Below are 23,831 nucleotides of genomic sequence, written 5' to 3'. Positions count from 1 at the left end.
AAACGCCACGTCGTGACGTGGCGTTCCCCGAGTTCCCGCTGACTACGAACGTTTCATCATGTCGAAGAATTCGTCGTTAGTTTTGGTCATCGCCAGTTTATTAATGAGGAATTCCATCGCGTCAATCTCACCCATCGGGTGAATGATTTTACGCAGGATCCACATTTTCTGCAGTTCTTCCTGCGTCGTCAGCAGTTCTTCTTTACGGGTACCGGAACGGTTGTAATCAATCGCCGGGAAGACGCGTTTTTCCGCGATCTTACGAGACAAGTGAAGTTCCATGTTACCGGTGCCTTTAAACTCTTCGTAGATAACTTCATCCATTTTAGAGCCGGTATCAATCAGAGCAGTCGCAATGATGGTCAGGCTGCCGCCCTCTTCCACATTACGCGCAGCGCCGAAGAAACGCTTCGGACGGTGCAGGGCGTTCGCATCCACACCACCGGTCAGCACTTTGCCAGACGCCGGTACCACGGTGTTGTATGCACGCGCCAGACGGGTGATGGAGTCGAGCAGGATAATAACGTCTTTTTTGTGCTCAACCAGGCGCTTCGCCTTCTCGATCACCATTTCAGCAACCTGAACGTGGCGGGAAGCCGGTTCGTCGAACGTCGACGCAACGACTTCGCCTTTAACCAGACGCTGCATCTCGGTCACTTCTTCAGGACGTTCGTCAATCAGCAGCACCATCAGCACGCAATCAGGATGGTTGTACGCGATGCTCTGCGCAATGTTCTGCAGCAGCATGGTTTTACCCGCTTTGGGCGGCGCGACGATAAGACCACGCTGACCACGACCTATTGGCGAGGCCAGATCCAGTACGCGCGCAGTCAAATCTTCAGTAGAACCGTTTCCTCGCTCCATGCGCAGACGAGAATTCGCGTGCAGCGGCGTTAAGTTTTCAAACAGGATCTTATTACGTGCGTTTTCCGGTTTATCGAAGTTAACTTCGTTAACTTTCAACAGCGCAAAGTAGCGCTCGCCTTCTTTCGGCGGACGAATCTTACCGGAGATAGTATCCCCTGTGCGGAGGTTGAAACGGCGGATTTGGCTGGGAGAAACGTAGATGTCGTCGGGACCGGCGAGGTAGGAGCTGTCTGCAGAACGGAGGAAGCCGAAACCATCCTGCAATATCTCCAGCACACCGTCGCCAAAGATATCTTCGCCACTCTTCGCGTGCTGCTTCAGGATGGCGAAAATAATATCCTGTTTGCGCATGCGGGCCAGGTTTTCCAGCCCCATATTTTCGCCGAGAGTAATCAGCTCAGAAACCGGCGTATTCTTTAATTCGGTAAGATTCATAGTGGTGGGTTCTTAAACTCGGGGTAAATCTCGAACGTAATGTTGTGAATGGTATGGCAGGGTCATCCATGCCTGTTAACGGGCTTCATCTCATGTCTGTTCGTTGCCTGGTTGCAGGTAAGGAACGCAGAACTGAAACGACAAGACGGAATGAGTGATAAGTCCCGGAGTTAATGCTCTTCTCGCCTACCGGTCTCGGTATTGACATTGTCACGGGCGGGAAGCGTCGGGTATTACAAGATTCAAACTAAAAGGTAAGTTTAAATTGAAGTCAAAAATTAAGTTAGCATGACTGAAGCCGGGCGTCCAGCGGTCGTGAGTTTTTCACAACCGTGATCGCCCCGGCGGGGAACCATTTACGCCAGGTTGGCGTCGAGGAACTCTTTCAGTTGGCCTTTAGACAGCGCGCCCACTTTGGTCGCCGCCACTTCACCATTCTTAAACAGCAGCAGAGTCGGAATGCCGCGGATGCCGTATTTCGGCGCAGTGCCCGGGTTCTGGTCGATGTTCAGCTTGGCAACCGTCAGTTTGCCCTGATATTCATCAGCGATTTCATCAAGGATAGGGGCGATCATTTTGCACGGACCACACCATTCTGCCCAGAAATCAACCAGAATCAACCCGTCCGCCTTAAGTACATCCGTGTCGAAACTGTCGTCAGTCAGGTGAATAATTTTATCGCTCATGTTTTACTCCAAAGATTAGGCCTGTCATGTTGGTGTAGCATTAACCAACATAAGGTTGACTTTATTTCACCGGATACGCTTTCGTAAAGCAATAGTTAGCTGATATTCTACCACACTATGAGCAAAACACACTTGACTGAACAGAAGTTTTCCGACTTCGCCCTGCACCCTGTCGTAGTTCAAGCCCTTGAAAAAAAAGGGTTTCATAACTGCACACCTATCCAGGCTCTGGCACTCCCGTTAACGCTCACGGGCCGTGACGTTGCAGGGCAGGCGCAAACCGGTACCGGCAAAACGATGGCGTTTTTAACGTCAACGTTTCACTATTTACTCTCTCACCCTGCTGCGGAAAGTCGCCAGGTGAATCAGCCGCGCGCCCTGATTATGGCGCCGACCCGCGAACTGGCGGTGCAGATTCACTCCGACGCGGAGCCGCTGGCGGAAGCTACCGGCCTTAAGCTTGGTCTCGCCTACGGCGGCGACGGCTACGACAAGCAGTTGAAAGTGCTGGAAAGCGGCGTCGATATCCTGATCGGCACCACTGGCCGTCTCATTGATTACACCAAACAAAACCACGTCAATCTGGGCGCGATTCAGGTCGTCGTACTCGATGAAGCCGATCGCATGTACGACCTGGGCTTCATCAAAGATATTCGCTGGCTGTTCCGCCGTATGCCGGCTGCCGCGCAACGTCTCAATATGCTCTTCTCCGCTACCCTGTCTTACCGTGTGCGTGAACTGGCGTTTGAACAGATGAACAACGCGGAGTATGTCGAGGTTGAGCCGGAGCAGAAAACGGGCCACCGTATCAAAGAAGAGCTTTTCTATCCGTCTAACGAAGAAAAAATGCGCCTGCTCCAGACGCTCATTGAAGAAGAGTGGCCGGACCGCGCCATTATTTTCGCGAATACCAAACACCGCTGTGAAGACATCTGGGGTCATCTGGCCGCAGACGGTCATCGCGTAGGTCTGCTGACCGGCGACGTAGCCCAGAAAAAACGCCTGCGTATTCTTGATGAATTTACCCGCGGCGATCTCGACATTCTGGTGGCAACGGACGTAGCGGCACGCGGCCTGCATATCCCGGCCGTGACGCACGTCTTCAACTACGATCTGCCGGACGACTGCGAAGATTATGTTCACCGTATTGGCCGTACCGGTCGCGCGGGCGCCAGTGGTCACTCTATCAGCCTTGCTTGTGAAGAGTACGCGCTGAACCTGCCGGCTATTGAGACGTATATCGGCCATACCATTCCGGTAAGTAAATACAACCCGGATGCGCTGTTAAACGAGCTGCCGCCGCCGAAACGCCTGTCGCGTCCGCGTACCGGCAATGGCCCGCGTCGCTCCGGCGCGCCGCGCAACCGTCGTCGTACAGGATAAGCGCTATGCCCGGAACCTCCTCACTGTATGCGGCGATCGACCTCGGTTCGAACAGCTTCCATATGCTGGTGGTACGTGAGGTAGCCGGGAGCATTCAGACGCTCACGCGTGTGAAACGCAAGGTCCGCCTCGCGGCGGGCCTCGGCGCTGACAATGCGCTCTCGGCGGATGCCATGGAGCGCGGCTGGCAATGCCTGCGCCTGTTCGCCGAACGCCTTCAGGATATTTCCCCTTCGCAAATCCGCGTGGTCGCCACCGCGACGCTACGTCTTGCCACCAATGCCGATGTTTTTGTCGCCCGCGCCCAGGAAATCCTTGGTTGCCCGGTACAGGTCATTGCAGGCGAAGAAGAGGCGCGGCTTATCTATCAGGGCGTCGCGCATACAACCGGGGGTGATGACCGCCGCCTGGTCGTGGATATTGGCGGTGCCAGTACGGAGCTTGTGACCGGCACCGGTGCCAGAGCCACATCGCTGTTTAGCCTGCCGATGGGCTGCGTCACTTTTCTGGAGCGTTTTTTCACTGACCGAAGCCTGACACAAGAGCATTTCGCCAGCGCTGAACAGGCCGCGCGCGACGTGCTACAGCCCGTCATCGCGCAGTTGCGTGGCCAGGGCTGGAAAATCTGTGTTGGCGCGTCAGGCACCGTGCAGGCGCTGCAAGAAATCATGATGGCGCAGGGTATGGACGAGCGCATTACGCTTGCGAAACTCCAGCAGCTAAAAACGCGCGCCATTCACTGTGGTCGTCTGGAAGAGCTTGAAATTGAAGGCCTGACGCTGGAACGCGCGCTGGTGTTCCCAAGCGGCCTTGCCATTCTTATCGCGGTTTTCAGTGAACTTGAAATCGAATGCATGACCCTTGCCGGCGGCGCACTGCGTGAAGGGCTGGTGTATGGGATGCTACATCTGGCGGTCGATCAGGACATTCGCAACCGCACCCTGAAAAATATCCAGCGCCGTTTTATGGTGGATATCAGCCAGGCCGGGCGCGTGGCGCAGCTGGCTGAACGCTTCGTTACGAGCGTGGAGAGCGAATGGGCGCTGGACGATCTCAGCCGCACACTGTTGCATAGCGCAAGCTTGCTGCATGAAGTCGGCCTGGCGATTGATTTCAAGCGAGCGCCTCATCACGCCGCGTATCTGGTGAATAATCTGGATTTGCCGGGCTTCACGCCTGCGCAGAAAAAGCTGCTGGCGACGCTGTTACTGAACCAGACCGGCACGGTCGATCTCTCTGCGCTGCAACAGCAAAATGCAGTGCCGCTGCGGGTCGCTGAACGTCTGTGTCGACTGCTACGACTGGCTATTATTTTTGCCAGCCGTCGGCGCGACGATATGCTGCCTGAAGTAAGCCTCAGCGTACACGGCGAGACGCTGACCGCGACGCTTCCGCAGGACTGGCTGTCTGTGCATCCGCTGGGCGCCGAGATGTTAGGGCAAGAACAGCTCTGGCAGAGTTACGTGCACTGGCAACTTGACGTGCAATAAGCACGACGAGCATAAAAAAACCGCCTGCATGGGCGGTTTTTTATTAGGCTGTGCGCCGTCGTTACCCGCCGCGCGCTTTCGCGAGCATCGCCTTGATATTCGCCACATTGGCCTGCCCTTTTTCCATGCGCTCCTGTGCCGTCACAACTTTACGCTCGGTTTCCCACTGCAAATCATCCTGCGGCAGCTCGAGCAAAAAGCGACTTGGCTCCGGGCGCATCAGCTCGCCGTACTGGCGGCGCTCTTTGCAAAGCGTGAAAATAAGCTCTTTCTGCGCACGCGTGATACCCACATAAGCGAGACGTCGTTCTTCATCGATGTTGTCTTCATCAATGCTGCTCTGGTGCGGCAGTAGCCCTTCCTCCATGCCGACCAGAAACACATACGGAAACTCAAGGCCCTTGGATGCATGCAACGTCATCAACTGCACCTGGTCGAGCTCTTCGTCGCTTTCGCCGCGCTCCATCATGTCGCGCAGCGTAAAGCGCGTCACGACCTGTGTCAGCGTCATCGGCTCATCGAGATCGGTTCCTTCCAGCATCTCGGTCATCCAGCTGAAGAGCTGATTGACGTTTTTCATGCGCATTTCAGCCGCTTTCGGGCTGGGCGAAGTTTCAAACAACCATGCTTCGTAATCAATGCCGCGAATAAGATCGCGTACCGCCGCGACAGGTTCACGCTCAGACAGCACCGCGACTTCCTGCAACCATTGCGTAAAGCGCGTCAGCGATTCATAACCGCGCCCGGTCAGCGTCTGGGCAAGGCCCATATCAAAACTCGCCATGAACAAACTTTTATTACGCTGGGTCGCCCATTCGCCAAGCTTCTGCAACGTCGCGGGGCCGATTTCACGCTTGGGCGTATTTACAATGCGCAGAAACGCGCTGTCGTCGTCCGGGTTAGTCAGGACGCGCAGATAAGCCAGCAAATCTTTAATCTCCGGGCGCGAGAAGAACGACGTGCCGCCGGAAATTCGGTACGGGATGCGGTTTTGCATCAACATCTTTTCAAAGACTCGCGACTGGTGATTACCGCGATAAAGGATCGCGTAATCCTTGTACTGGGTCTTGTTGATAAAGTGATGCGCGATAAGCTCACCGGTGACGCGCTCCGCCTCATGATCTTCATGATTGGCGGTCAATACTTTCAGTTCCGTGCCGTAACCCAGTTCGGAAAAGAGCTTTTTCTCGAAAACGTGCGGGTTATTGGCGATAAGAATGTTGGCCGCTTTAAGGATACGTCCCGAAGAGCGGTAGTTCTGCTCAAGTTTAATCACCTGCAGCGCCGGGAAATCCTGGCTTAACAGCACCAGGTTTTGCGGACGTGCGCCGCGCCAGGAGTAGATGGATTGATCGTCATCGCCGACTACGGTGAAACGCGCGCGATTGCCCACCAGCAATTTCACCAGTTCATACTGGCTGGTGTTCGTATCCTGGTATTCATCCACCAGCAGATAACGAATGCGGTTTTGCCAGCGCTCACGCACTTCTTCATTGCGCTGTAACAACAGGGTCGGCAGCAGAATCAGATCGTCGAAATCCAGCACATTGCAGGCTTTCAGATGGGCGTCATAGAGACTGTAGCAATGTGCAAAAATACGCTCGCGCTCGCCAGTCGCGCGCGCTGCCGCCTGCGGGGGACTAAGCAGGTCGTTTTTCCAGTTCGAAATCGTAGAGATAAGCTGTTGTAACAACACCTTATCGTTTTCAATCAGCCCTTCGGTCAGCTCTTTGATAAGCGCCATTTGGTCGGTATCGTCGAACAACGAAAAATTGGACTTCATGCCCAGGGCCGCATATTCGCGCTTGATAATCTCAAGACCCAGCGTATGGAACGTAGAAATCATCAGGCCGCGCGACTCCTTGCGCCCGAGGGTCTGGGCGACACGCTCTTTCATTTCCCGCGCGGCTTTGTTAGTAAAAGTGACCGCCGCGATATGACGAGCCTGATACCCGCAGCCGCGGATCAAATGTGCAATTTTATTGGTGATCACGCGAGTTTTACCGGAGCCAGCACCCGCCAGCACCAGGCAGGGTCCAGTGACGAATTCGACGGCTTGTTGTTGGGCGGGGTTCAGACGCATAAGTTACTCAGTGAAAGTCAGAGGAGAAGGCGGCTCCCCACAGCAGGTACAGCAGTACGAAGGGAGAAAAACGCGTGGTAGTATAGCCAGCGTTATCAACCCCACTCAAGGCACGATCATGGCAAAAACAGCAGCAGCACTGCATATCCTTGTTAAAGAAGAAAAACTGGCACTGGATCTGCTGGAACAAATTAAAAATGGCGGCGATTTTGAGAAGCTTGCCAAGAAGCACTCCATTTGCCCGTCGGGCAAAAAAGGCGGTCATTTAGGCGAATTCCGTCAGGGTCAGATGGTGCCGGCATTCGATAAAGTCGTGTTCTCCTGTCCGGTACTGGAGCCGACCGGCCCGCTGCACACCCAGTTCGGTTACCACATTATTAAAGTGCTCTACCGCAACTAAGAAAAAGGCCTTCTCTGTGAGAAGGCCTTTTTCTTTGGGGTTCGAGTGACGCGTTAAGGCGGGTGCGCTGCGTTTACCCGCCCTACGCTAGCTTCAACTCAAAAGAGGGTGGATAACACATTCCCCTAAGGATTTTGGCTTGCAGCAAGGTGGCAAGCGAGTACATCCCCAGGAGCATAGAAAACTATGTGACTGGGGTGTACGAACGCCGCCAACGCCGCTGCGGGTAAAAAGACGGCGGGGAATCAGCCGGCGACCGCGATACGCTTCATATCGGTCATATAACCGCGCAGTTTCTGGCCCACTTTTTCGATCTCGTGGCTGCGAATTGCGTCATTCACGTCACGCAACTGCGCGTTATCAACGGCGGAACCCTTAATGGCGTTACCCAGATCGCCTGGCTGCAGCGTGGTCATAAATTCTTTCAGCAGCGGTACGGCAGCATTGGCGAACAGATAGTTGCCATATTCTGCGGTGTCCGAGATAACCACGTTCATTTCATACAGACGCTTACGGGCGATTGTGTTTGCGATAAGCGGCAGCTCGTGCAGCGATTCATAGTAAGCGGATTCCTCGATGATGCCTGCATCTACCATCGTTTCGAATGCCAGCTCAACGCCTGCTTTGACCATCGCTATCATCAGCACGCCGTTATCGAAATATTCCTGCTCGCTGATTTTGCCTTCAAACTGCGGCGCGTTTTCAAACGCGGTTTTGCCGGTCTCTTCACGCCATGTCAGCAGCTTTTTATCGTCGTTCGCCCAGTCCGCCATCATACCGGAGGAGAATTCACCGGAAATAATGTCGTCCATGTGTTTCTGGAACAGCGGCGCCATGATGGTTTTCAGCTGCTCAGACAGTGCATAAGCACGCAGTTTCGCCGGGTTGGACAGACGATCCATCATTAGCGTGATACCGCCCTGCTTCAGCGCTTCGGTGATGGTTTCCCAGCCGAACTGAATCAGTTTTTCGGCATAGGCCGGGTCAGTGCCTTCTTCCACCAGCTTGTCAAAGCACAGCAGAGAACCTGCCTGCAACATGCCGCAAAGAATGGTCTGCTCGCCCATCAGGTCCGATTTCACTTCAGCGACAAAAGATGATTCCAGCACGCCTGCGCGATGACCGCCGGTCGCCGCTGCCCACGCTTTGGCAATCGCCATACCTTCGCCTTTCGGATCGTTTTCCGGGTGAACGGCGATAAGCGTCGGCACACCGAAACCGCGTTTGTATTCTTCACGCACTTCAGTACCCGGGCACTTCGGCGCTACCATCACAACGGTAATGTCTTTACGGATCTGCTCGCCCACTTCGACAATGTTAAAACCGTGGGAATAGCCCAGCGCGGCGCCGTCTTTCATCAGCGGCTGTACGGCGCGCACTACATCAGAGTGCTGTTTGTCTGGCGTCAGGTTAACGACCAGATCCGCTTGTGGGATAAGATCTTCATACGTGCCGACCTGAAAACCGTTTTCTGTGGCCTTACGCCAGGAGGCGCGCTTCTCAGCGATGGCTTCTTTACGCAGGGCATAGGAAACGTCCAGCCCGGAATCACGCATGTTCAGGCCCTGGTTGAGGCCCTGAGCGCCGCAACCCACGATGACTACTTTTTTCCCTTTGAGGTAACCGGCCTCGTCGGCGAATTCATCGCGCGCCATGAAGCGGCATTTACCCAGCTGCGCCAGCTGCTGGCGCAAGTTCAAAGTGTTGAAGTAGTTAGCCATTGTGATACCTCGTGATGTTGTATTGTCTTATTGTTCGGTTTTCGACGTCGTCAAAAGCGACGGTACAAATTTCAGGTTACAGGAAGGCGGCGATTACGCGAGCCTGACTGCGCATCGTTGAGAGCACGGTCAGAGAAACACCGACACACCGGTGACCTGAAACAGGTTAAGACCACTATATGACAGGAAATCCGTTGCGGAAATTGATATATTGACAACATCACATTGCGTTTTATGCAACAAGAAATCAAGGAGATGCCGCTGTGGATCTGCGCGATCTGAAAATGTTTCTGCATCTGGCGGAAAGCCGTCATTTTGGCCGCAGCGCGCGCGCCATGCATGTAAGCCCCTCCACGCTTTCGCGCCAGATCCAGCGGCTGGAAGAGGATCTGGCTCAGCCGCTTTTTATACGCGATAACCGCACCGTCACGCTGACAGAAGCGGGCGAAGCGCTACGCCAGTTTGCTCAACAGACGTTATTGCAATACCAACAGCTGCGCCATGCAATTGACCAACAGGGGCCTGCGCTCTCCGGCGAGTTACATCTGTTTTGCTCTGTAACGGCGGCTTACAGTCATCTGCCGCCGATCCTCGATCGCTTCCGCGCCGAACACCCGTCAGTAGAAATTAAGCTGACCACTGGCGACGCCGCCGACGCGGTAGAAAAGGTCAATTCCGGAGAGGCCGATCTTGCCATCGCGGGCAAACCAGAAATCCTGCCTGCCGCCGTCGCGTTTTCGATGCTGGAAAACCTCAGCGTGGTGCTGATTGCGCCTGCCCTGCCCTGCCCGGTACGCGCGCAGGTAACCGCCTCAGAGCCAGACTGGACGCAGGTGCCGTTCATCATGCCGGACCAGGGGCCGGTCCGGCGACGCATTGAGCTGTGGTTTCGTCGCCATAAAATCAGTAACCCATTTATTTATGCGACGGTGGCGGGTCATGAGGCGATGGTATCGATGGTCGCGCTGGGCTGCGGCGTAGCGCTGATCCCGGAAGTGGTGCTCGAAAATAGCCCCGAACCAGTGCGCAACCGCGTGCTGATTCTGGAGCGCAGCGATGAAAAAACGCCGTTTGAACTCGGCGTTTGTGTACAAAAAAAGCGGCTGCATGAGCCGCTTGTTGAAGCCTTCTGGAAACTGCTACCGGGCTACCGCTAGCCTGCAAGGAAGAACCGGAACGCCGGGTTGCCGGTCTCATCATGGCATTCGTAGCCAAGTTCGTTGAGCCGGGTTTCGAAATCCGGTTCATGTTCGCCAAGCTCAAAGGCTGCCAGGACACGCCCGTAATCCGTTCCATGGCTGCGGTAGTGGAACAGCGAGATATTCCAGTGTGTACCCAGCGTGTGCAGAAAGCGCAACAGCGCGCCTGGCGCCTCCGGAAACTCGAAGCTGTAGAGCCGCTCGCGCAGCGGTCTTGAGGGCCGTCCGCCGACCATGTAGCGCACATGCAATTTCGCCATTTCATCATCAGAGAGATCCACCACACCGTAGCCGTCGCCGGTTAACTGCGCGATGATTTCATGACGCTCTTCCAGCCCGCGGCTTATCCGCACGCCGACAAAGATGCAGGCATCCTGGGCATCGGCAAAACGGTAGTTAAACTCCGTGACTGCACGCCCGCCCAACAGCTGACAAAACTTCAGAAAGCTGCCTTTTTCTTCCGGGATCGTCACGGCCAGCAGTGCTTCGCGCTGCTCACCCAGCTCACAGCGCTCGGACACATAGCGCAGACCGTGGAAATTGACATTAGCGCCAGACAGCACATGCGCCAGGCGCTCGCCGCGAATATTATGCTGCGCCACATACTTTTTCATGCCCGCCAGCGCCAGCGCGCCAGATGGCTCCGCCACCGCGCGAACATCCTCAAAGAGATCTTTCATGGCCGCGCAAATAGCATCACTGTCTACGGTGATGATGTCGTCGAGATACTCCTGGCAGACACGGAACGTCTCATCGCCGATACGTTTAACCGCCACCCCTTCAGCAAACAGCCCTACGCGCGGTAAATCGACAGGATGACCAGCCTCCAGCGCCGCTTTAAGGCAGGCGGAATCGGCTGCTTCGACGGCGATCACTTTGATCTGCGGCATCAATTGCTTGATCAATACCGCGACACCCGCAGCCAACCCGCCACCGCCCACCGGCACAAACACACGATCGATATGCGCGTCCTGCTGAAGCAGCTCCAGCGCCAGCGTGCCCTGGCCCGCAATGACGGCCGGATGGTCGAAGGGCGGCACATAGGTAAAGCCTTGTTGCTGCGAAAGCGCAATGGCATGTGCTTTCGCCTCGTCGAAATTGGCACCGTGAAGCAGCACTTCACCACCAAAGCCGCGCACCGCATCCACTTTGATATCTGCTGTCGTCACCGGCATCACAATGAGCGATTTCATGCCCAGCCGGGATGAGGAGAGCGCTACGCCCTGCGCATGGTTGCCCGCGGAAGCCGTAATAACACCCCGTGCTTTCTGCTGTTCCGTGAGATTCGCCATCATCGCGTACGCACCGCGTAGCTTAAAGCTGTGCACAGGTTGTCTGTCTTCACGCTTTACGAGGATGACGTTATCAAGCCGTGCCGACAGTTTTTCCATCTTCTGAAGCGGCGTCACCTGCGCCACCTCGTAGACTGGCGCGCGCAGTACGGCCCGCAGATATTCCGCCCCACAGGGGGCGGCGGACAGGGATTGCGACTCGGCCATGGTTAGCCTCCCAGCTTCGATTTATCGCGTACGGCGCCCTTATCGGCGCTAGTGGCGAGGCTTGCATAAGCACGCAGCGCGAAAGAAACCTGACGCTCACGGTTACGCGGCGTCCAGGCATCGGCCCCGCGTGCTTCCTGGGCTTCACGGCGCGCAGCAAGCTGCTGATCGCTGACCTCCAGCTGAATACCTCGATTCGGGATATCAATAGCAATCATGTCGCCGTCTTCAATCAATGCGATATTGCCACCGCTGGCTGCCTCTGGCGAAACGTGGCCAATCGAAAGCCCGGATGTACCGCCGGAAAAACGGCCATCCGTGATAAGCGCGCACGCTTTACCAAGCCCCATCGATTTCAGGAAGCTGGTCGGGTAGAGCATTTCTTGCATCCCCGGCCCGCCTTTCGGCCCTTCGTAGCGGATAACCACGACATCACCTGCGACCACTTTACCGCCGAGAATGGCTTCTACCGCGTCGTCCTGGCTTTCATAAACCTTGGCCGGGCCGCGGAAGACCAGACTGCCTTCATCCACCCCAGCCGTTTTGACGATACAGCCATTTTCAGCGAAATTACCGTACAGCACGGCCAGGCCACCATCCTGACTGTACGCATGTTCCAGCGAGCGAATACAGCCTTCCTGACGATCGTCATCCAGTGTGTCCCAGCGGCAGGATTGCGAAAATGCCTGCGTGGTGCGAATGCCGGCCGGGCCTGCGCGGAACATCTCTTTCACCGCGCTATCCTGGGTGAGCATGACGTCATATTGCTCAAGCGTCTGTGGCAGCGTCAGGCCAAGCACGTTATTGACGTCGCGATTCATCAGCCCTGCCCGATCCAGTTCACCGAGAATGCCGATAACCCCGCCTGCGCGGTGAACATCTTCCATATGGTATTTCTGAGTACTGGGTGCCACCTTACACAGCTGCGGCACTTTACGGGAAAGGCGGTCGATGTCGCTCATCGTGAAGTCAATTTCCGCCTCCTGCGCCGCTGCCAGCAAATGAAGAACGGTATTGGTGGAGCCGCCCATAGCAATATCGAGCGTCATGGCGTTTTCAAACGCCGCTTTGCTCGCGATGTTACGCGGCAGCGCACTGACGTCATCCTGTTCGTAATAGCGTTTGGTGAGCGACACAATGCGTTTACCCGCATTGATAAAAAGATCTTTGCGGTCAGCGTGGGTCGCCAGCAGCGAGCCATTGCCCGGCTGAGACAGGCCCAGCGCCTCGGTCAGACAGTTCATGGAGTTAGCCGTGAACATGCCGGAACAGGAACCGCAGGTGGGGCAGGCGGAGCGTTCAACCTGATCGCTCTGTTCATCACTCACGTGTGGGTTTGCGCCCTGAATCATGGCATCGACCAGATCGAGCTTAATAATTTGATCAGACAGTTTGGTTTTACCGGCTTCCATCGGACCGCCGGATACAAAAATCACCGGGATATTCAGACGCAGAGAAGCCATCAGCATCCCTGGGGTGATTTTGTCGCAGTTGGAAATGCAGACCATTGCATCGGCGCAGTGGGCGTTCACCATGTATTCCACCGAGTCGGCAATCAGCTCGCGAGACGGCAGTGAATAAAGCATACCGCCGTGTCCCATGGCGATGCCGTCATCCACCGCGATGGTATTGAACTCTTTCGCCACGCCGCCGGCTGCCTCAATCTGCTCCGCAACCAGTTTGCCCAGATCGCGCAGATGAACATGTCCCGGCACGAACTGGGTAAAAGAGTTTACAACCGCGATAATGGGCTTGCCGAAATCGGCGTCGGTCATTCCCGTGGCACGCCATAAGGCGCGGGCACCCGCCATATTGCGGCCGTGCGTGGTAGTGGCAGAACGGTACTTAGGCATGCTTTTTTCACTCCAGTCTCTACAAAAACCGGGCGGCTCAAGCCGCCCGTGCAGGTGTTATTGTGCTTAAGGGTTAACTTGATCCAACCAGCCCCACTTATCTTCGGTCTCGCCGGTAAACAGGCCAAAGAATGCCTGCTGAACGCGCTTGGTGACCGGGCCGCAGCGACCTTCGCCAACCTGAATACCATCAACGCTACGTACCGGCGTGATTTCCGCAGCCGTACCAGACATAAAGACTTCATCTGCCAGGTACAGTGACTCACGGGACAGCACCTGTTCACGGACTTCAATGCCCATATCTTTGGCAAGCTTGATGATCGCGTCACGGGTAATACCCGGCAGCGCGGAAGAGGTGAATGGCGGAGTGAAGATGACCCCGTCTTTTACTTCAAACAGGTTTTCGCCAGCGCCTTCGGAGATATAACCGTTGACATCCAGCGCGATACCTTCCTGATAACCATGACGGCGCGCTTCACTGCCGACCAGCAGAGAGGAAAGATAGTTGCCGCCTGCTTTTGCTGCGGTAGGAATCGTGTTCGGTGCCGCGCGGTTCCAGGAGGAAACCATGGCGTCGATACCCTGATCCAGCGCTTCAGCGCCCAGGTACGCGCCCCACGGGAACGCTGCGATGATGACATCGGTGGTGTAACCTGGAGGCGGGTTCACGCCCATGCCCACATCACCGACAAACACCAGCGGACGGATGTACGCGCTGGTGAGTTTATTTTCGCGGATCACCTGACGGCAGGCTTCCATTAATTCGTCCACAGACTGGCTCACCGGGAAACGGTAAATTTTGGCGGAATCATGCAGACGTTGCATATGTTCACGATGGCGGAACACGACCGGCCCTTTGTGCGAATCGTAGCAGCGGATCCCTTCAAAGACTGATGTACCGTAGTGCAACGCATGTGACATGACGTGTACCTTCGCCTCGCCCCATGGAACCATTTCGCCGTTGAACCAAATGTAATCAGCTTTTTTCGTCGTCATTTTTCTTCTTCCTTTTGCGCTCAGGCGCGGATTTGTTGTGATGTAGGTTGCTGAATCTCGACACAGGCGACATCGACCAGCTTGCTTAATTGACTAAACAGTAATTCGACTGGACGAGGGCTGGCAACGGTCAGCTCAATATTTATATTTTCCGCATTAGCGCCGGCCGCCATATTCATATTCATGGCGCAAATTTGAAAACCACGGTGACGCACCACGCGCAGCACACGTTCCAGGGTTTCCGGGCGAAAGCGAGCCTGTACGGCGAGTTGATGTTGCATCATGATGTTTTCTCCAGCATTTGTGAGTTGCTGGCGCCCGGAGGCACCAGAGGCCAGACATTTTCGGCTTCGTCGATTGAAACGTGCAGCAGATATGGACCTTCGCTGTTCAGCATGGTCTCCAGCGCCGCTTCCACCTGGTCTTTACGGGTGATGCGTTGACCGGCAATGCCGAAGGCACTGGCCAGCGTCAGAAAATCGGGGTTATCGGAAAGATTCGTTTCGCTATAGCGCTCAGAGAAAAAAAGTTGCTGCCACTGACGCACCATGCCAAGACGCTGGTTATCCAGCAATACGATTTTCAATGGCAATTGCTTACGCTTCACGGTGCCCAGTTCCTGAATATTCATCATGAACGAGCCGTCGCCAGTCACGCAGATAACGGTATCCTCCGGACGCGCCACTTGAGCGCCTACCGCCGCCGGAAGCCCAAAGCCCATCGTGCCGAGGCCGCTTGAAGTAATGAAGTTCTCAGGGCGGTTAAAGCTCATATGCTGCGCCGTCCACATCTGATGCTGGCCTACATCGGTCGTAACGACACTGTTTGCTGGCTTGCGATCTGAAAGTTGTTTTAACAACAGCGGCGCGAAAATGCCTTCTCCGGGATGCGAATAACACCATTCATGTTCACGACGCATCTGCGCGACATGCTCGCGCCATGGGTCGATGGCCATTGGGCGTTGTAATGCAGGGAGCAAGGCATTGAGATCGCCCGGCAGCGCGACATGCGCCTGGCGCAGCTTGTTCAGTTCCGCCGGATCGATATCCATATGGATAACTTTGGCATGCGGAGCAAAAGTGTTGAGTTTGCCTGTCACACGATCATCAAAGCGGGCACCAACCGCTATCAGTAAATCGCACTCCTGCACCGCCAGGTTTGCAGCTTTGGTGCCGTGCATACCCAGCATGCCAAGGTACCAGGGGTAGCTTGCTTCTACCGCACCGAGGCCTTTAAGCGTAACCGTGCAAGGGATTTGCGTTTGTGCCATGAATTCACGCAGCGCGGGTACCGCCTGCGCCATCCCCACACCGCCGCCCACATAGAGCATCGGTTTTTCTGCCTGGCTCAGCAATGTGCGGGCTTTCTCCAGCTCCGCATGAGGAAGAACAAACGTATCTTCAACGCTTGAAAGCCACGGTTCGAGCTCCGCACTGGCCAGCTGGATATCTTTAGGAATATCGATTAATACCGGCCCTGGACGGCCTGAGCATGCCAGGTGAAAAGCATGGGCCATAATTTCCGGCAGCTCTTCTAACGATTCCACAAGAAAACTGTGCTTGGTGCACGCAAGCGATAAACCGAGGACATCCACTTCCTGAAAAGCGTCCGTGCCGATAAGCGGCGCGGCTACCTGACCTGTAATAGCAACCACAGGCACTGAGTCCAGTAGCGCATCCGCCAGCCCCGTGATGAGATTGGTCGCGCCCGGTCCGGAAGTCGCGATACAAACGCCTGTTTTACCTGTTGCGCGGGCATAACCTATGGCTGCCATTGCTGCGCCTTGTTCGTGCCGACACAGTAGGTGTTCCACGCCGCCGTCATATAACGCATCGTAAACCGGCATAATTGCTCCGCCCGGATAGCCAAATGCCGTATCCACTCCCTGAGCTCGCAAAGCATGTACCACCCACTGTGCACCATTCATAGTTAGTTCCCCGCCTTACAATGCGGATAACAGAATTTTATGCTACTACTCATTTTCTGTTCCTCGCTTAATTTTTAGGTCATAAAAAAACCCCCGGACCTTTCGGTGCGGGGGTTTTCGATGATTCGGGCTTGATTTCTAAGCCTTTCTTCTTCCGAGTGCAGCCCCGCACGGTGGGTTAATAATCACCACCACGCTAATCACGACCAGGCTAATCACTAGTAGAAGGGTTGTCATTTCTGTATGTACTTACGTCATTTTCGAAGGAATACCTAAAGAGTTATCACAGAGAACAAAGCTGTGACAAGAAATATTTATGACGCGAGCCTGTAATACATTCATAAAATCAATGAAAAACCAACGTAATCAACCATTAGCGTTAAATGAAATTTTTTCAGGATTTTTAGCGTTAACAGATCTTTAAGCAATCACCTTCCGGAAACTTATTATGCTTATTCGAGACGCCTCGGGAAGATTTTCTGGCGTTGTTTACTTGCAGCAAAAAATTGCTATCTGCGCCGAAAAAACAACAATTTGCTGTCGATTTGCTCCTTTAACCTGGCGATCCTACAGGCAAGAGGAGGTGTTATGTCGTTGTCTGTTATCCATACCCGTGCGGCGCTAGGGGTGAAAGCGCCACTTGTTACGGTCGAAGTGCATATCAGTGCTGGCCTGCCTGGACTGACTATAGTTGGTCTGCCTGAAACGACAGTAAAAGAAGCAAGAGACCGCGTTCGCAGTGCGTTAATCAATAGCGGGTATGAATTTCCGGCCAGGAAAATCACAATTAACCTGGCACCGGCTGATCTGCCTAAGGAAGGGGGACGATATGATTTACCAATCGCTATCGCGCTTCTCGCTGCCTCTGAGCAGCTTAGCGCTTTACGGCTTGAGGAATATGAATTCGTGGGTGAACTTGCCCTAACGGGCGCGCTGAGGGGCGTGCCGGGCGCAATATCAGCAGCGATGGAAGCGCTGAGATGTAAAAGGAAGATTATCGTCGCACACGATAATACTTCAGAAGTAGGGTTGATCAATAAAGAGGGCTGTTTTGTTGCTCGTCACTTACAAGAGGTGTGCGCTTTTCTGGAAGGCAAACTGATGCTGGAACAAGCGCTGCCTTCAGAAGAGCAGTTTAAAGGACCCGCAGGTGATCTCAGTGAAGTTATCGGTCAGCCACAGGGTAAACGTGCGCTTGAGCTAACCGCAGCAGGGGGTCATAACTTGCTGTTTATAGGTCCTCCGGGCACTGGCAAGACTATGCTGGCGAGCAGACTTAACGGATTACTGCCGCCTCTGAGCAATCAGGAGGCACTGGAGAGCGCGGCGATACTTAGCCTGGTCAATCCCGTCTCTTTACATAACCAATGGCGCCAGCGACCTTTCAGAGCCCCTCACCATAGCGCCTCCCTGAATGCAATGGTCGGTGGTGGGGCTATACCCGCGCCTGGGGAGATATCACTCGCCCATAATGGCGTACTTTTTTTAGATGAATTGCCTGAATTCGAACGCCGTGTGCTGGATGCCCTTCGTGAACCTATAGAATCAGGCCACATTCACCTTTCTCGTACCCGCGCCAAGCTAACTTACCCGGCACGCTTTCAACTTATTGCCGCCATGAACCCCAGCCCGACAGGACACTATAAGGGAAGTCATAACCGCTGTTCTCCGGAACAAACGCTACGTTACCTCGGGCGCCTTTCAGGGCCTTTCCTCGACAGGTTTGATATCTCCCTGGAGATCCCCCTGCCCCCTCCCGGAATGCTTAGCCAGGCAGGAAAATCCGGCGAAAATAGCGCGCAGGTACGTGAGCGCGTTATTCAAAGCAGAGCACGGCAGATTGCAAGACAAGGAAAGCTTAATGCAATGCTGGACAATAAAGAGATACAGCAATTTTGTACGCTTAGCGCTGAAGACGCGCAATGGCTTGAGTCCGCGTTAATCAAGCTAGGGCTTTCTGTGCGTGCATGGCAGCGTTTATTGAAAGTAGCACGCACCATTGCGGACAGTGAGCAGAAAGAAGAGATTAGTCGTGCACATCTGCAAGAGGCGTTGGGCTATCGAGCAATAGATAGAATGCTGGCGCACCTGCAAAGTCTCATGGCATGACCTTTTGAAGTGCTTGCCATTAAAGGCAGGAAAATGTCAGGGCTTAAGATAAAAGAATGGGGCTTTCGCCCCATTGTAATTATTCATCCGTTTCTGCGTAATCGTCCATTCCTTCCATCTGCGGCTTGCCGCCAGAAAGGGTATGAAAACGCTTGGGACGCTTAATACGCGTCATGTACTTAGACCAGACGCGCTCAGCTTCGGTAGCTGGTTCACGAATGCCGCGACAGACTTCAACAAACTGCTTTTCTTCAGCAGTCGTAGGCTCACGCTTACCGAGATCCAGTTCATTAAAAGCATAGCCATGACGCTCAAGCAGCTGTGCTTCTTTTATGGTGAAATCACCATGGCGAGAGAACCCGCGCGGATAATATTTGTTGTCGAAAAATCGATTAGTCGTCGTAAAGCTTTCCGCCATCCTACACGCTCCTAATTCTCTTGGCCGAGCTATTTATGGCGCGGAGTATTAGTTACGCTTGACAGAGTGTAAAACAAAACATTTAAATCATTACGACAAATTTTTTTGTGGAGTGAGATGTGGATACCGACTTGCTGAAAACCTTTCTTGAAGTCAGCCGAACGCGCCATTTTGGCAGAGCGGCTGAAGCGCTTTATCTGACGCAATCAGCGGTAAGCTTTCGTATCCGTCAGCTTGAAAATCAATTAGGCGTGAATCTTTTTACACGTCATCGCAATAACATACGTCTGACGGCGGCTGGCGAAAGGCTACTACCATATGCGGAAAACCTGATGAATATCTGGCAGACCGCACGTAAAGATGTGGCACAAACGTCGCGCCATAATCTTTTTTCAATCGGCGCGAGTGCTTCGCTTTGGGAGTGCATGCTTTCCGGCTGGTTGACGAAGCTCTATCACGAAAAAAACGGCATGCAGTTTGAGGCACGAATAGCCCAGCGCCAGTCGTTGGTCAAACAATTACATGAACGTCAACTCGACCTGCTTATTACCACTGAAGCCCCTAAGATGGATGAGTTTTCAAGTCAATTACTAGGGCATTTCGCTCTTGGCCTTTATTGTTCGGCACCTGAGCGCAGCAAAGCTAGTCTCAACTATTTGCGACTTGAATGGGGGCCAGATTTCCAACAGCACGAGGCAGGACTGATTATGCCTGAAGATATACCGGTACTCACAACCAGCTCGGCGGATGTTGCCAGTAGAATGCTGGCAAATCTGGAAGGATGCACATGGTTGCCAGTTAACTGGGCTAAGGGAAAAGAAGATTTATATGCTGTCATCGATAGCGGAACACTCTCTCGACCGCTTTATGCTATCTGGCTGCAGAATAGCGATAAAAACAACAGCATAAAAGATCTCCTAAAGATCCCGGTCATCAGTTAGTTTTTACTTCATAGAAGATTGTGAGAAGGGCTCTGATAAAAGATGGGGTTCTTCGGGAAGGGAATAACAGATAAAAAAAATCCTTAGCCGAAGCTAAGGATAATTTCTGGCAGGGGCGGAGGGACTCGAACCCCCAACACCCGGTTTTGGAGACCGGTGCTCTACCAATTGAACTACGCCCCTAAGTAGGGTGGCGGAACGGACGGGACTCGAACCCGCGACCCCCTGCGTGACAGGCAGGTATTCTAACCGACTGAACTACCGCTCCACCGAATTTCTTCACACCACCGGATTATTGTTCCGGCTTACTGCTTAATTTGATGCCTGGCAGTTCCCTACTCTCGCATGGGGAGACCCCACACTACCATCGGCGCTACGGCGTTTCACTTCTGAGTTCGGCATGGGGTCAGGTGGGACCACCGCGCTACAGCCGCCAGGCAAATTCTGTTTCCCGCCGCCTTCCGGCCACAGGATTTATCCGTCACAAGCTGAATGTCTCTCAACACGCCAGACTTCTTTGGCGTTGTAAGGTTAAGCCTCACGGTTCATTAGTACCGGTTAGCTCAACGCATCGCTGCGCTTACACACCCGGCCTATCAACGTCGTCGTCTTCAACGTTCCTTCAGGAGACTTATAGTCTCAGGGAGAACTCATCTCGGGGCAAGTTTCGTGCTTAGATGCTTTCAGCACTTATCTCTTCCGCATTTAGCTACCGGGCAGTGCCATTGGCATGACAACCCGAACACCAGTGATGCGTCCACTCCGGTCCTCTCGTACTGGGAGCAGCCCCCCTCAATTCTCCAGCGCCCACGGCAGATAGGGACCGAACTGTCTCACGACGTTCTAAACCCAGCTCGCGTACCACTTTAAATGGCGAACAGCCATACCCTTGGGACCTACTTCAGCCCCAGGATGTGATGAGCCGACATCGAGGTGCCAAACACCGCCGTCGATATGAACTCTTGGGCGGTATCAGCCTGTTATCCCCGGAGTACCTTTTATCCGTTGAGCGATGGCCCTTCCATACAGAACCACCGGATCACTATGACCTGCTTTCGCACCTGCTCGAGCCGTCACTCTCGCAGTCAAGCCAGCTTATGCCATTGCACTAACCTCCTGATGTCCGACCAGGATTAGCTGACCTTCGTGCTCCTCCGTTACACTTTGGGAGGAGACCGCCCCAGTCAAACTACCCACCAGACACTGTCCCCACGCCGGATCACGGCGCCAGGTTAGAACATCAAACATTAAAGGGTGGTATTTCAAGGTTGGCTCCACGCAGACTGGCGTCCACGCTTCAAAGCCTCCCACCTATCCTACACATCAAGGCTCAATGTTCAGTGTCAAGCTGTAGTAAAGGTTCACGGGGTCTTTCCGTCTTGCCGCGGGTACACTGCATCTTCACAGCGAGTTCAATTTCACTGAGTCTCGGGTGGAGACAGCCTGGCCATCATTACGCCATTCGTGCAGGTCGGAACTTACCCGACAAGGAATTTCGCTACCTTAGGACCGTTATAGTTACGGCCGCCGTTTACCGGGGCTTCGATCAGGAGCTTCTCTTGCGATAACCCCATCAATTAACCTTCCGGCACCGGGCAGGCGTCACACCGTATACGTCCACTTTCGTGTTTGCACAGTGCTGTGTTTTTAATAAACAGTTGCAGCCAGCTGGTATCTTCGACTGACTTCAGCTCCACCCGCAGGGGCTTCACCTACATGTCAGCGTGCCTTCTCCCGAAGTTACGGCACCATTTTGCCTAGTTCCTTCACCCGAGTTCTCTCAAGCGCCTTGGTATTCTCTACCTGACCACCTGTGTCGGTTTGGGGTACGATTTCGTGTTACCTGATGCTTAGAGGCTTTTCCTGGAAGCAGGGCATTTGTTACTTCAGCACCGTAGTGCCTCGTCATCACGCCTCAGTGTTAAAGTGAACCGGATTTACCTGGAACACACACCTACACGCTTAAACCGGGACAACCGTCGCCCGGCCAACATAGCCTTCTCCGTCCCCCCTTCGCAGTAACACCAAGTACAGGAATATTAACCTGTTTCCCATCGACTACGCCTTTCGGCCTCGCCTTAGGGGTCGACTCACCCTGCCCCGATTAACGTTGGACAGGAACCCTTGGTCTTCCGGCGAGCGGGCTTTTCACCCGCTTTATCGTTACTTATGTCAGCATTCGCACTTCTGATACCTCCAGCATGCCTCACAGCACACCTTCGCAGGCTTACAGAACGCTCCCCTACCCAACAACACATAAGTGTCGCTGCCGCAGCTTCGGTGCATGGTTTAGCCCCGTTACATCTTCCGCGCAGGCCGACTCGACCAGTGAGCTATTACGCTTTCTTTAAATGATGGCTGCTTCTAAGCCAACATCCTGGCTGTCTGGGCCTTCCCACATCGTTTCCCACTTAACCATGACTTTGGGACCTTAGCTGGCGGTCTGGGTTGTTTCCCTCTTCACGACGGACGTTAGCACCCGCCGTGTGTCTCCCGTGATAACATTCTTCGGTATTCGCAGTTTGCATCGGGTTGGTAAGCCGGGATGGCCCCCTAGCCGAAACAGTGCTCTACCCCCGAAGATGAGTTCACGAGGCGCTACCTAAATAGCTTTCGGGGAGAACCAGCTATCTCCCGGTTTGATTGGCCTTTCACCCCCAGCCACAGGTCATCCGCTAATTTTTCAACATTAGTCGGTTCGGTCCTCCAGTTAGTGTTACCCAACCTTCAACCTGCCCATGGCTAGATCACCGGGTTTCGGGTCTATACCCTGCAACTTAACGCCCAATTAAGACTCGGTTTCCCTTCGGCTCCCCTATACGGTTAACCTTGCTACAGAATATAAGTCGCTGACCCATTATACAAAAGGTACGCAGTCACCCTCTTACGAAGGCTCCCACTGCTTGTACGTACACGGTTTCAGGTTCTGTTTCACTCCCCTCGCCGGGGTTCTTTTCGCCTTTCCCTCACGGTACTGGTTCACTATCGGTCAGTCAGGAGTATTTAGCCTTGGAGGATGGTCCCCCCATCTTCAGACAGGATATCACGTGTCCCGCCCTACTCATCGAGCTCACAACCTGTGTGCCTTCGTGTACGGGGCTGTCACCCTGTATCGCCGGCCTTTCCAGACCGTTCCACTGACACACAAACTGATTCAGGCTCTGGGCTGTTCCCCGTTCGCTCGCCGCTACTGGGGGAATCTCGGTTGATTTCTTTTCCTCGGGGTACTTAGATGTTTCAGTTCCCCCGGTTCGCTTCACAGCACTATGTATTCATGCTGAGATAGTGCAACGAATTGCACTGGGTTTCCCCATTCGGACATCGCCGGCTATAACGGTTCATATCACCTTACCGGCGCTTTTCGCAGATTAGCACGTCCTTCATCGCCTCTGACTGCCAGGGCATCCACCGTGTACGCTTGTTCGCTTAACCTCACAACCCGAAGAAGTCTTCGTGCTGCGAGTTTGAGAGACTCTGACACACCGCGCATTCCTGATTACGGAAGAATGCAACAGCGTGTCTGTTTCAATTTTCAGCTTGTTCCGGATTGTTAAAGAGCAAATACTTCGCAGTATACTCAGTGAGTACACTCTGAAGTGATGGTGGAGCTATGCGGGATCGAACCGCAGACCTCCTGCGTGCAAAGCAGGCGCTCTCCCAGCTGAGCTATAGCCCCATCGTAGTTAAACCTCAGCAACTCCGTGGGGAGTTGGTAGGCCTGAGTGGACTTGAACCACCGACCTCACCCTTATCAGGGGTGCGCTCTAACCACCTGAGCTACAAGCCTGTAGAGGTTTTGCTTCTTTACTTTCTATCAGACAATC

At 54.1% G+C, this 23,831-nt stretch carries 17 protein-coding genes, 4 tRNA genes and 2 rRNA genes; 6 read left to right on the top strand and 17 right to left on the bottom strand.

Going from position 1 to position 23,831, the window contains the following annotated elements; translation table 11 throughout:
* Positions 1–42 precede the first annotated feature (42 nt).
* On the bottom strand, positions 43–1,302 hold the full coding sequence (rho, locus tag AFK62_RS01265; RefSeq protein WP_004386383.1) for a transcription termination factor Rho: 1,260 nt from the start codon (positions 1,300–1,302) through the stop codon (positions 43–45).
* Between the two features lie 356 nt (positions 1,303–1,658).
* Positions 1,659–1,988 carry a thioredoxin TrxA gene (gene trxA, locus AFK62_RS01260; RefSeq protein ID WP_006179218.1) on the bottom strand — a complete coding sequence of 110 codons (330 nt, stop codon included), beginning with the start codon at positions 1,986–1,988 and terminating at the stop codon, positions 1,659–1,661.
* Positions 1,989–2,105: 117 nt separating this feature from the next.
* Here trxA and rhlB point away from each other — a divergent pair, with 117 nt between their 5' ends.
* Together rhlB and gppA are read left to right on the top strand one after the other, a co-directional pair.
* Positions 2,106–3,371: an ATP-dependent RNA helicase RhlB gene (rhlB, locus tag AFK62_RS01255; RefSeq protein ID WP_053531677.1), complete on the top strand. Its 1,266-nt coding sequence runs from the start codon at positions 2,106–2,108 to the stop codon at positions 3,369–3,371.
* A 5-nt stretch (positions 3,372–3,376) separates the two neighbouring features.
* Entirely contained in the window at positions 3,377–4,861 is a 1,485-nt protein-coding gene (gene gppA / locus AFK62_RS01250) for a guanosine-5'-triphosphate,3'-diphosphate diphosphatase (protein ID WP_007677410.1), read from the top strand.
* Positions 4,862–4,922: 61 nt separating this feature from the next.
* Here gppA and rep read toward each other — a convergent pair whose 3' ends face one another.
* Positions 4,923–6,944 carry a DNA helicase Rep gene (rep, locus tag AFK62_RS01245; protein WP_032984692.1) on the bottom strand — a complete coding sequence of 674 codons (2,022 nt, stop codon included), beginning with the start codon at positions 6,942–6,944 and terminating at the stop codon, positions 4,923–4,925.
* A gap of 118 nt (positions 6,945–7,062) precedes the next feature.
* Between rep and ppiC the strand changes: the two genes are divergently transcribed.
* On the top strand, positions 7,063–7,344 hold the full coding sequence (gene ppiC, locus AFK62_RS01240; protein ID WP_001140255.1) for a peptidylprolyl isomerase PpiC: 282 nt from the start codon (positions 7,063–7,065) through the stop codon (positions 7,342–7,344).
* Between the two features lie 245 nt (positions 7,345–7,589).
* On the opposite strand, the gene ilvC is transcribed toward ppiC, so the two are convergent.
* Positions 7,590–9,065, bottom strand: coding sequence for a ketol-acid reductoisomerase (gene ilvC / locus AFK62_RS01235; protein WP_007677379.1), 1,476 nt, complete (start codon positions 9,063–9,065; stop codon positions 7,590–7,592).
* Between the two features lie 224 nt (positions 9,066–9,289).
* Here ilvC and ilvY point away from each other — a divergent pair, with 224 nt between their 5' ends.
* Positions 9,290–10,222, top strand: a complete 933-nt coding sequence (gene ilvY, locus AFK62_RS01230) for an HTH-type transcriptional activator IlvY (protein WP_226991929.1) — start codon at positions 9,290–9,292, stop codon at positions 10,220–10,222.
* Here the strand turns inward: ilvY and ilvA are convergent.
* The 6 genes from ilvA to ilvL all read right to left on the bottom strand — a co-directional run bounded on the left by ilvA (position 10,219) and on the right by ilvL (position 16,776).
* Positions 10,219–11,763 (bottom strand): threonine ammonia-lyase, biosynthetic, encoded by a 1,545-nt coding sequence (gene ilvA / locus AFK62_RS01225; RefSeq protein WP_007677374.1) that lies wholly within the window; start codon positions 11,761–11,763, stop codon positions 10,219–10,221. The two genes, ilvY and ilvA, sit on opposite strands and share 4 nt — an antisense overlap.
* A gap of 2 nt (positions 11,764–11,765) precedes the next feature.
* Positions 11,766–13,616, bottom strand: a complete 1,851-nt coding sequence (ilvD, locus tag AFK62_RS01220) for a dihydroxy-acid dehydratase (RefSeq protein ID WP_007677372.1) — start codon at positions 13,614–13,616, stop codon at positions 11,766–11,768.
* Between the two features lie 66 nt (positions 13,617–13,682).
* Positions 13,683–14,612, bottom strand: coding sequence for a branched-chain amino acid transaminase (locus tag AFK62_RS01215; RefSeq protein WP_007677369.1), 930 nt, complete (start codon positions 14,610–14,612; stop codon positions 13,683–13,685).
* 20 nt (positions 14,613–14,632) lie between these two features.
* Positions 14,633–14,896, bottom strand: coding sequence for an acetolactate synthase 2 small subunit (gene ilvM, locus AFK62_RS01210; protein WP_007677367.1), 264 nt, complete (start codon positions 14,894–14,896; stop codon positions 14,633–14,635).
* Entirely contained in the window at positions 14,893–16,539 is a 1,647-nt protein-coding gene (ilvG, locus tag AFK62_RS01205; protein ID WP_032984691.1) for an acetolactate synthase 2 catalytic subunit, read from the bottom strand. Before ilvG ends, ilvM begins: the two co-directional genes overlap by 4 nt.
* Before the next feature lie 138 nt (positions 16,540–16,677).
* Positions 16,678–16,776, bottom strand: coding sequence for an ilv operon leader peptide (ilvL, locus tag AFK62_RS20690; RefSeq protein WP_071601137.1), 99 nt, complete (start codon positions 16,774–16,776; stop codon positions 16,678–16,680).
* Positions 16,777–17,127: 351 nt separating this feature from the next.
* Here ilvL and AFK62_RS01200 point away from each other — a divergent pair, with 351 nt between their 5' ends.
* A complete protein-coding gene (locus tag AFK62_RS01200; RefSeq protein ID WP_007677358.1) occupies positions 17,128–18,648 on the top strand; it encodes a YifB family Mg chelatase-like AAA ATPase in 1,521 nt (506 codons plus the stop codon).
* A 79-nt stretch (positions 18,649–18,727) separates the two neighbouring features.
* Here the strand turns inward: AFK62_RS01200 and AFK62_RS01195 are convergent, their stop codons facing one another.
* Positions 18,728–19,066, bottom strand: a complete 339-nt coding sequence (locus AFK62_RS01195) for a DUF413 domain-containing protein (protein WP_007677355.1) — start codon at positions 19,064–19,066, stop codon at positions 18,728–18,730.
* Between the two features lie 119 nt (positions 19,067–19,185).
* On the opposite strand from AFK62_RS01195, the gene hdfR reads away from it, so the two are divergent.
* A complete protein-coding gene (hdfR, locus tag AFK62_RS01190) occupies positions 19,186–20,007 on the top strand; it encodes an HTH-type transcriptional regulator HdfR (RefSeq protein ID WP_007677352.1) in 822 nt (273 codons plus the stop codon).
* A 107-nt stretch (positions 20,008–20,114) separates the two neighbouring features.
* Here the strand turns inward: hdfR and AFK62_RS01185 are convergent.
* From AFK62_RS01185 to AFK62_RS01160, 6 genes are all read right to left on the bottom strand, one after another.
* Positions 20,115–20,190: transfer RNA gene (locus AFK62_RS01185), tRNA-Trp, on the bottom strand.
* An 8-nt stretch (positions 20,191–20,198) separates the two neighbouring features.
* Positions 20,199–20,275: transfer RNA gene (locus AFK62_RS01180), tRNA-Asp, on the bottom strand.
* A gap of 54 nt (positions 20,276–20,329) precedes the next feature.
* Positions 20,330–20,445 (bottom strand): 5S ribosomal RNA (gene rrf / locus AFK62_RS01175).
* A gap of 89 nt (positions 20,446–20,534) precedes the next feature.
* Positions 20,535–23,439 (bottom strand): 23S ribosomal RNA (locus tag AFK62_RS01170).
* 168 nt (positions 23,440–23,607) lie between these two features.
* Positions 23,608–23,683: transfer RNA gene (locus tag AFK62_RS01165), tRNA-Ala, on the bottom strand.
* A 34-nt stretch (positions 23,684–23,717) separates the two neighbouring features.
* Positions 23,718–23,794: transfer RNA gene (locus AFK62_RS01160), tRNA-Ile, on the bottom strand.
* Between the last annotated feature and the right edge of the window lie 37 nt (positions 23,795–23,831).

This window comes from Cronobacter condimenti 1330, from assembly GCF_001277255.1.
GTDB lineage: Bacteria > Pseudomonadota > Gammaproteobacteria > Enterobacterales > Enterobacteriaceae > Cronobacter > Cronobacter condimenti.
This window is presented reverse-complemented; position numbering and strand designations above follow the sequence as displayed.

Bases quoted from the DNA above. Each gene is read 5' to 3' on its own strand.
- trxA (WP_006179218.1), bottom strand. From the start codon at position 1,988: ATGAGCGATAAAATTATTCACCTGACTGACGACAGTTTCGACACGGAT.
- ppiC (WP_001140255.1), top strand. From the start codon at position 7,063: ATGGCAAAAACAGCAGCAGCACTGCATATCCTTGTTAAAGAAGAAAAA.
- rhlB (WP_053531677.1), top strand. From the start codon at position 2,106: ATGAGCAAAACACACTTGACTGAACAGAAGTTTTCCGACTTCGCCCTG.
- ilvC (WP_007677379.1), bottom strand. From the start codon at position 9,065: ATGGCTAACTACTTCAACACTTTGAACTTGCGCCAGCAGCTGGCGCAG.
- AFK62_RS01195 (WP_007677355.1), bottom strand. From the start codon at position 19,066: ATGGCGGAAAGCTTTACGACGACTAATCGATTTTTCGACAACAAATAT.
- rep (WP_032984692.1), bottom strand. From the start codon at position 6,944: ATGCGTCTGAACCCCGCCCAACAACAAGCCGTCGAATTCGTCACTGGA.
- rho (WP_004386383.1), bottom strand. From the start codon at position 1,302: ATGAATCTTACCGAATTAAAGAATACGCCGGTTTCTGAGCTGATTACT.
- ilvL (WP_071601137.1), bottom strand. From the start codon at position 16,776: ATGACAACCCTTCTACTAGTGATTAGCCTGGTCGTGATTAGCGTGGTG.
- ilvA (WP_007677374.1), bottom strand. From the start codon at position 11,763: ATGGCCGAGTCGCAATCCCTGTCCGCCGCCCCCTGTGGGGCGGAATAT.
- AFK62_RS01200 (WP_007677358.1), top strand. From the start codon at position 17,128: ATGTCGTTGTCTGTTATCCATACCCGTGCGGCGCTAGGGGTGAAAGCG.
- ilvG (WP_032984691.1), bottom strand. From the start codon at position 16,539: ATGAATGGTGCACAGTGGGTGGTACATGCTTTGCGAGCTCAGGGAGTG.
- gppA (WP_007677410.1), top strand. From the start codon at position 3,377: ATGCCCGGAACCTCCTCACTGTATGCGGCGATCGACCTCGGTTCGAAC.
- ilvD (WP_007677372.1), bottom strand. From the start codon at position 13,616: ATGCCTAAGTACCGTTCTGCCACTACCACGCACGGCCGCAATATGGCG.
- ilvM (WP_007677367.1), bottom strand. From the start codon at position 14,896: ATGATGCAACATCAACTCGCCGTACAGGCTCGCTTTCGCCCGGAAACC.
- AFK62_RS01215 (WP_007677369.1), bottom strand. From the start codon at position 14,612: ATGACGACGAAAAAAGCTGATTACATTTGGTTCAACGGCGAAATGGTT.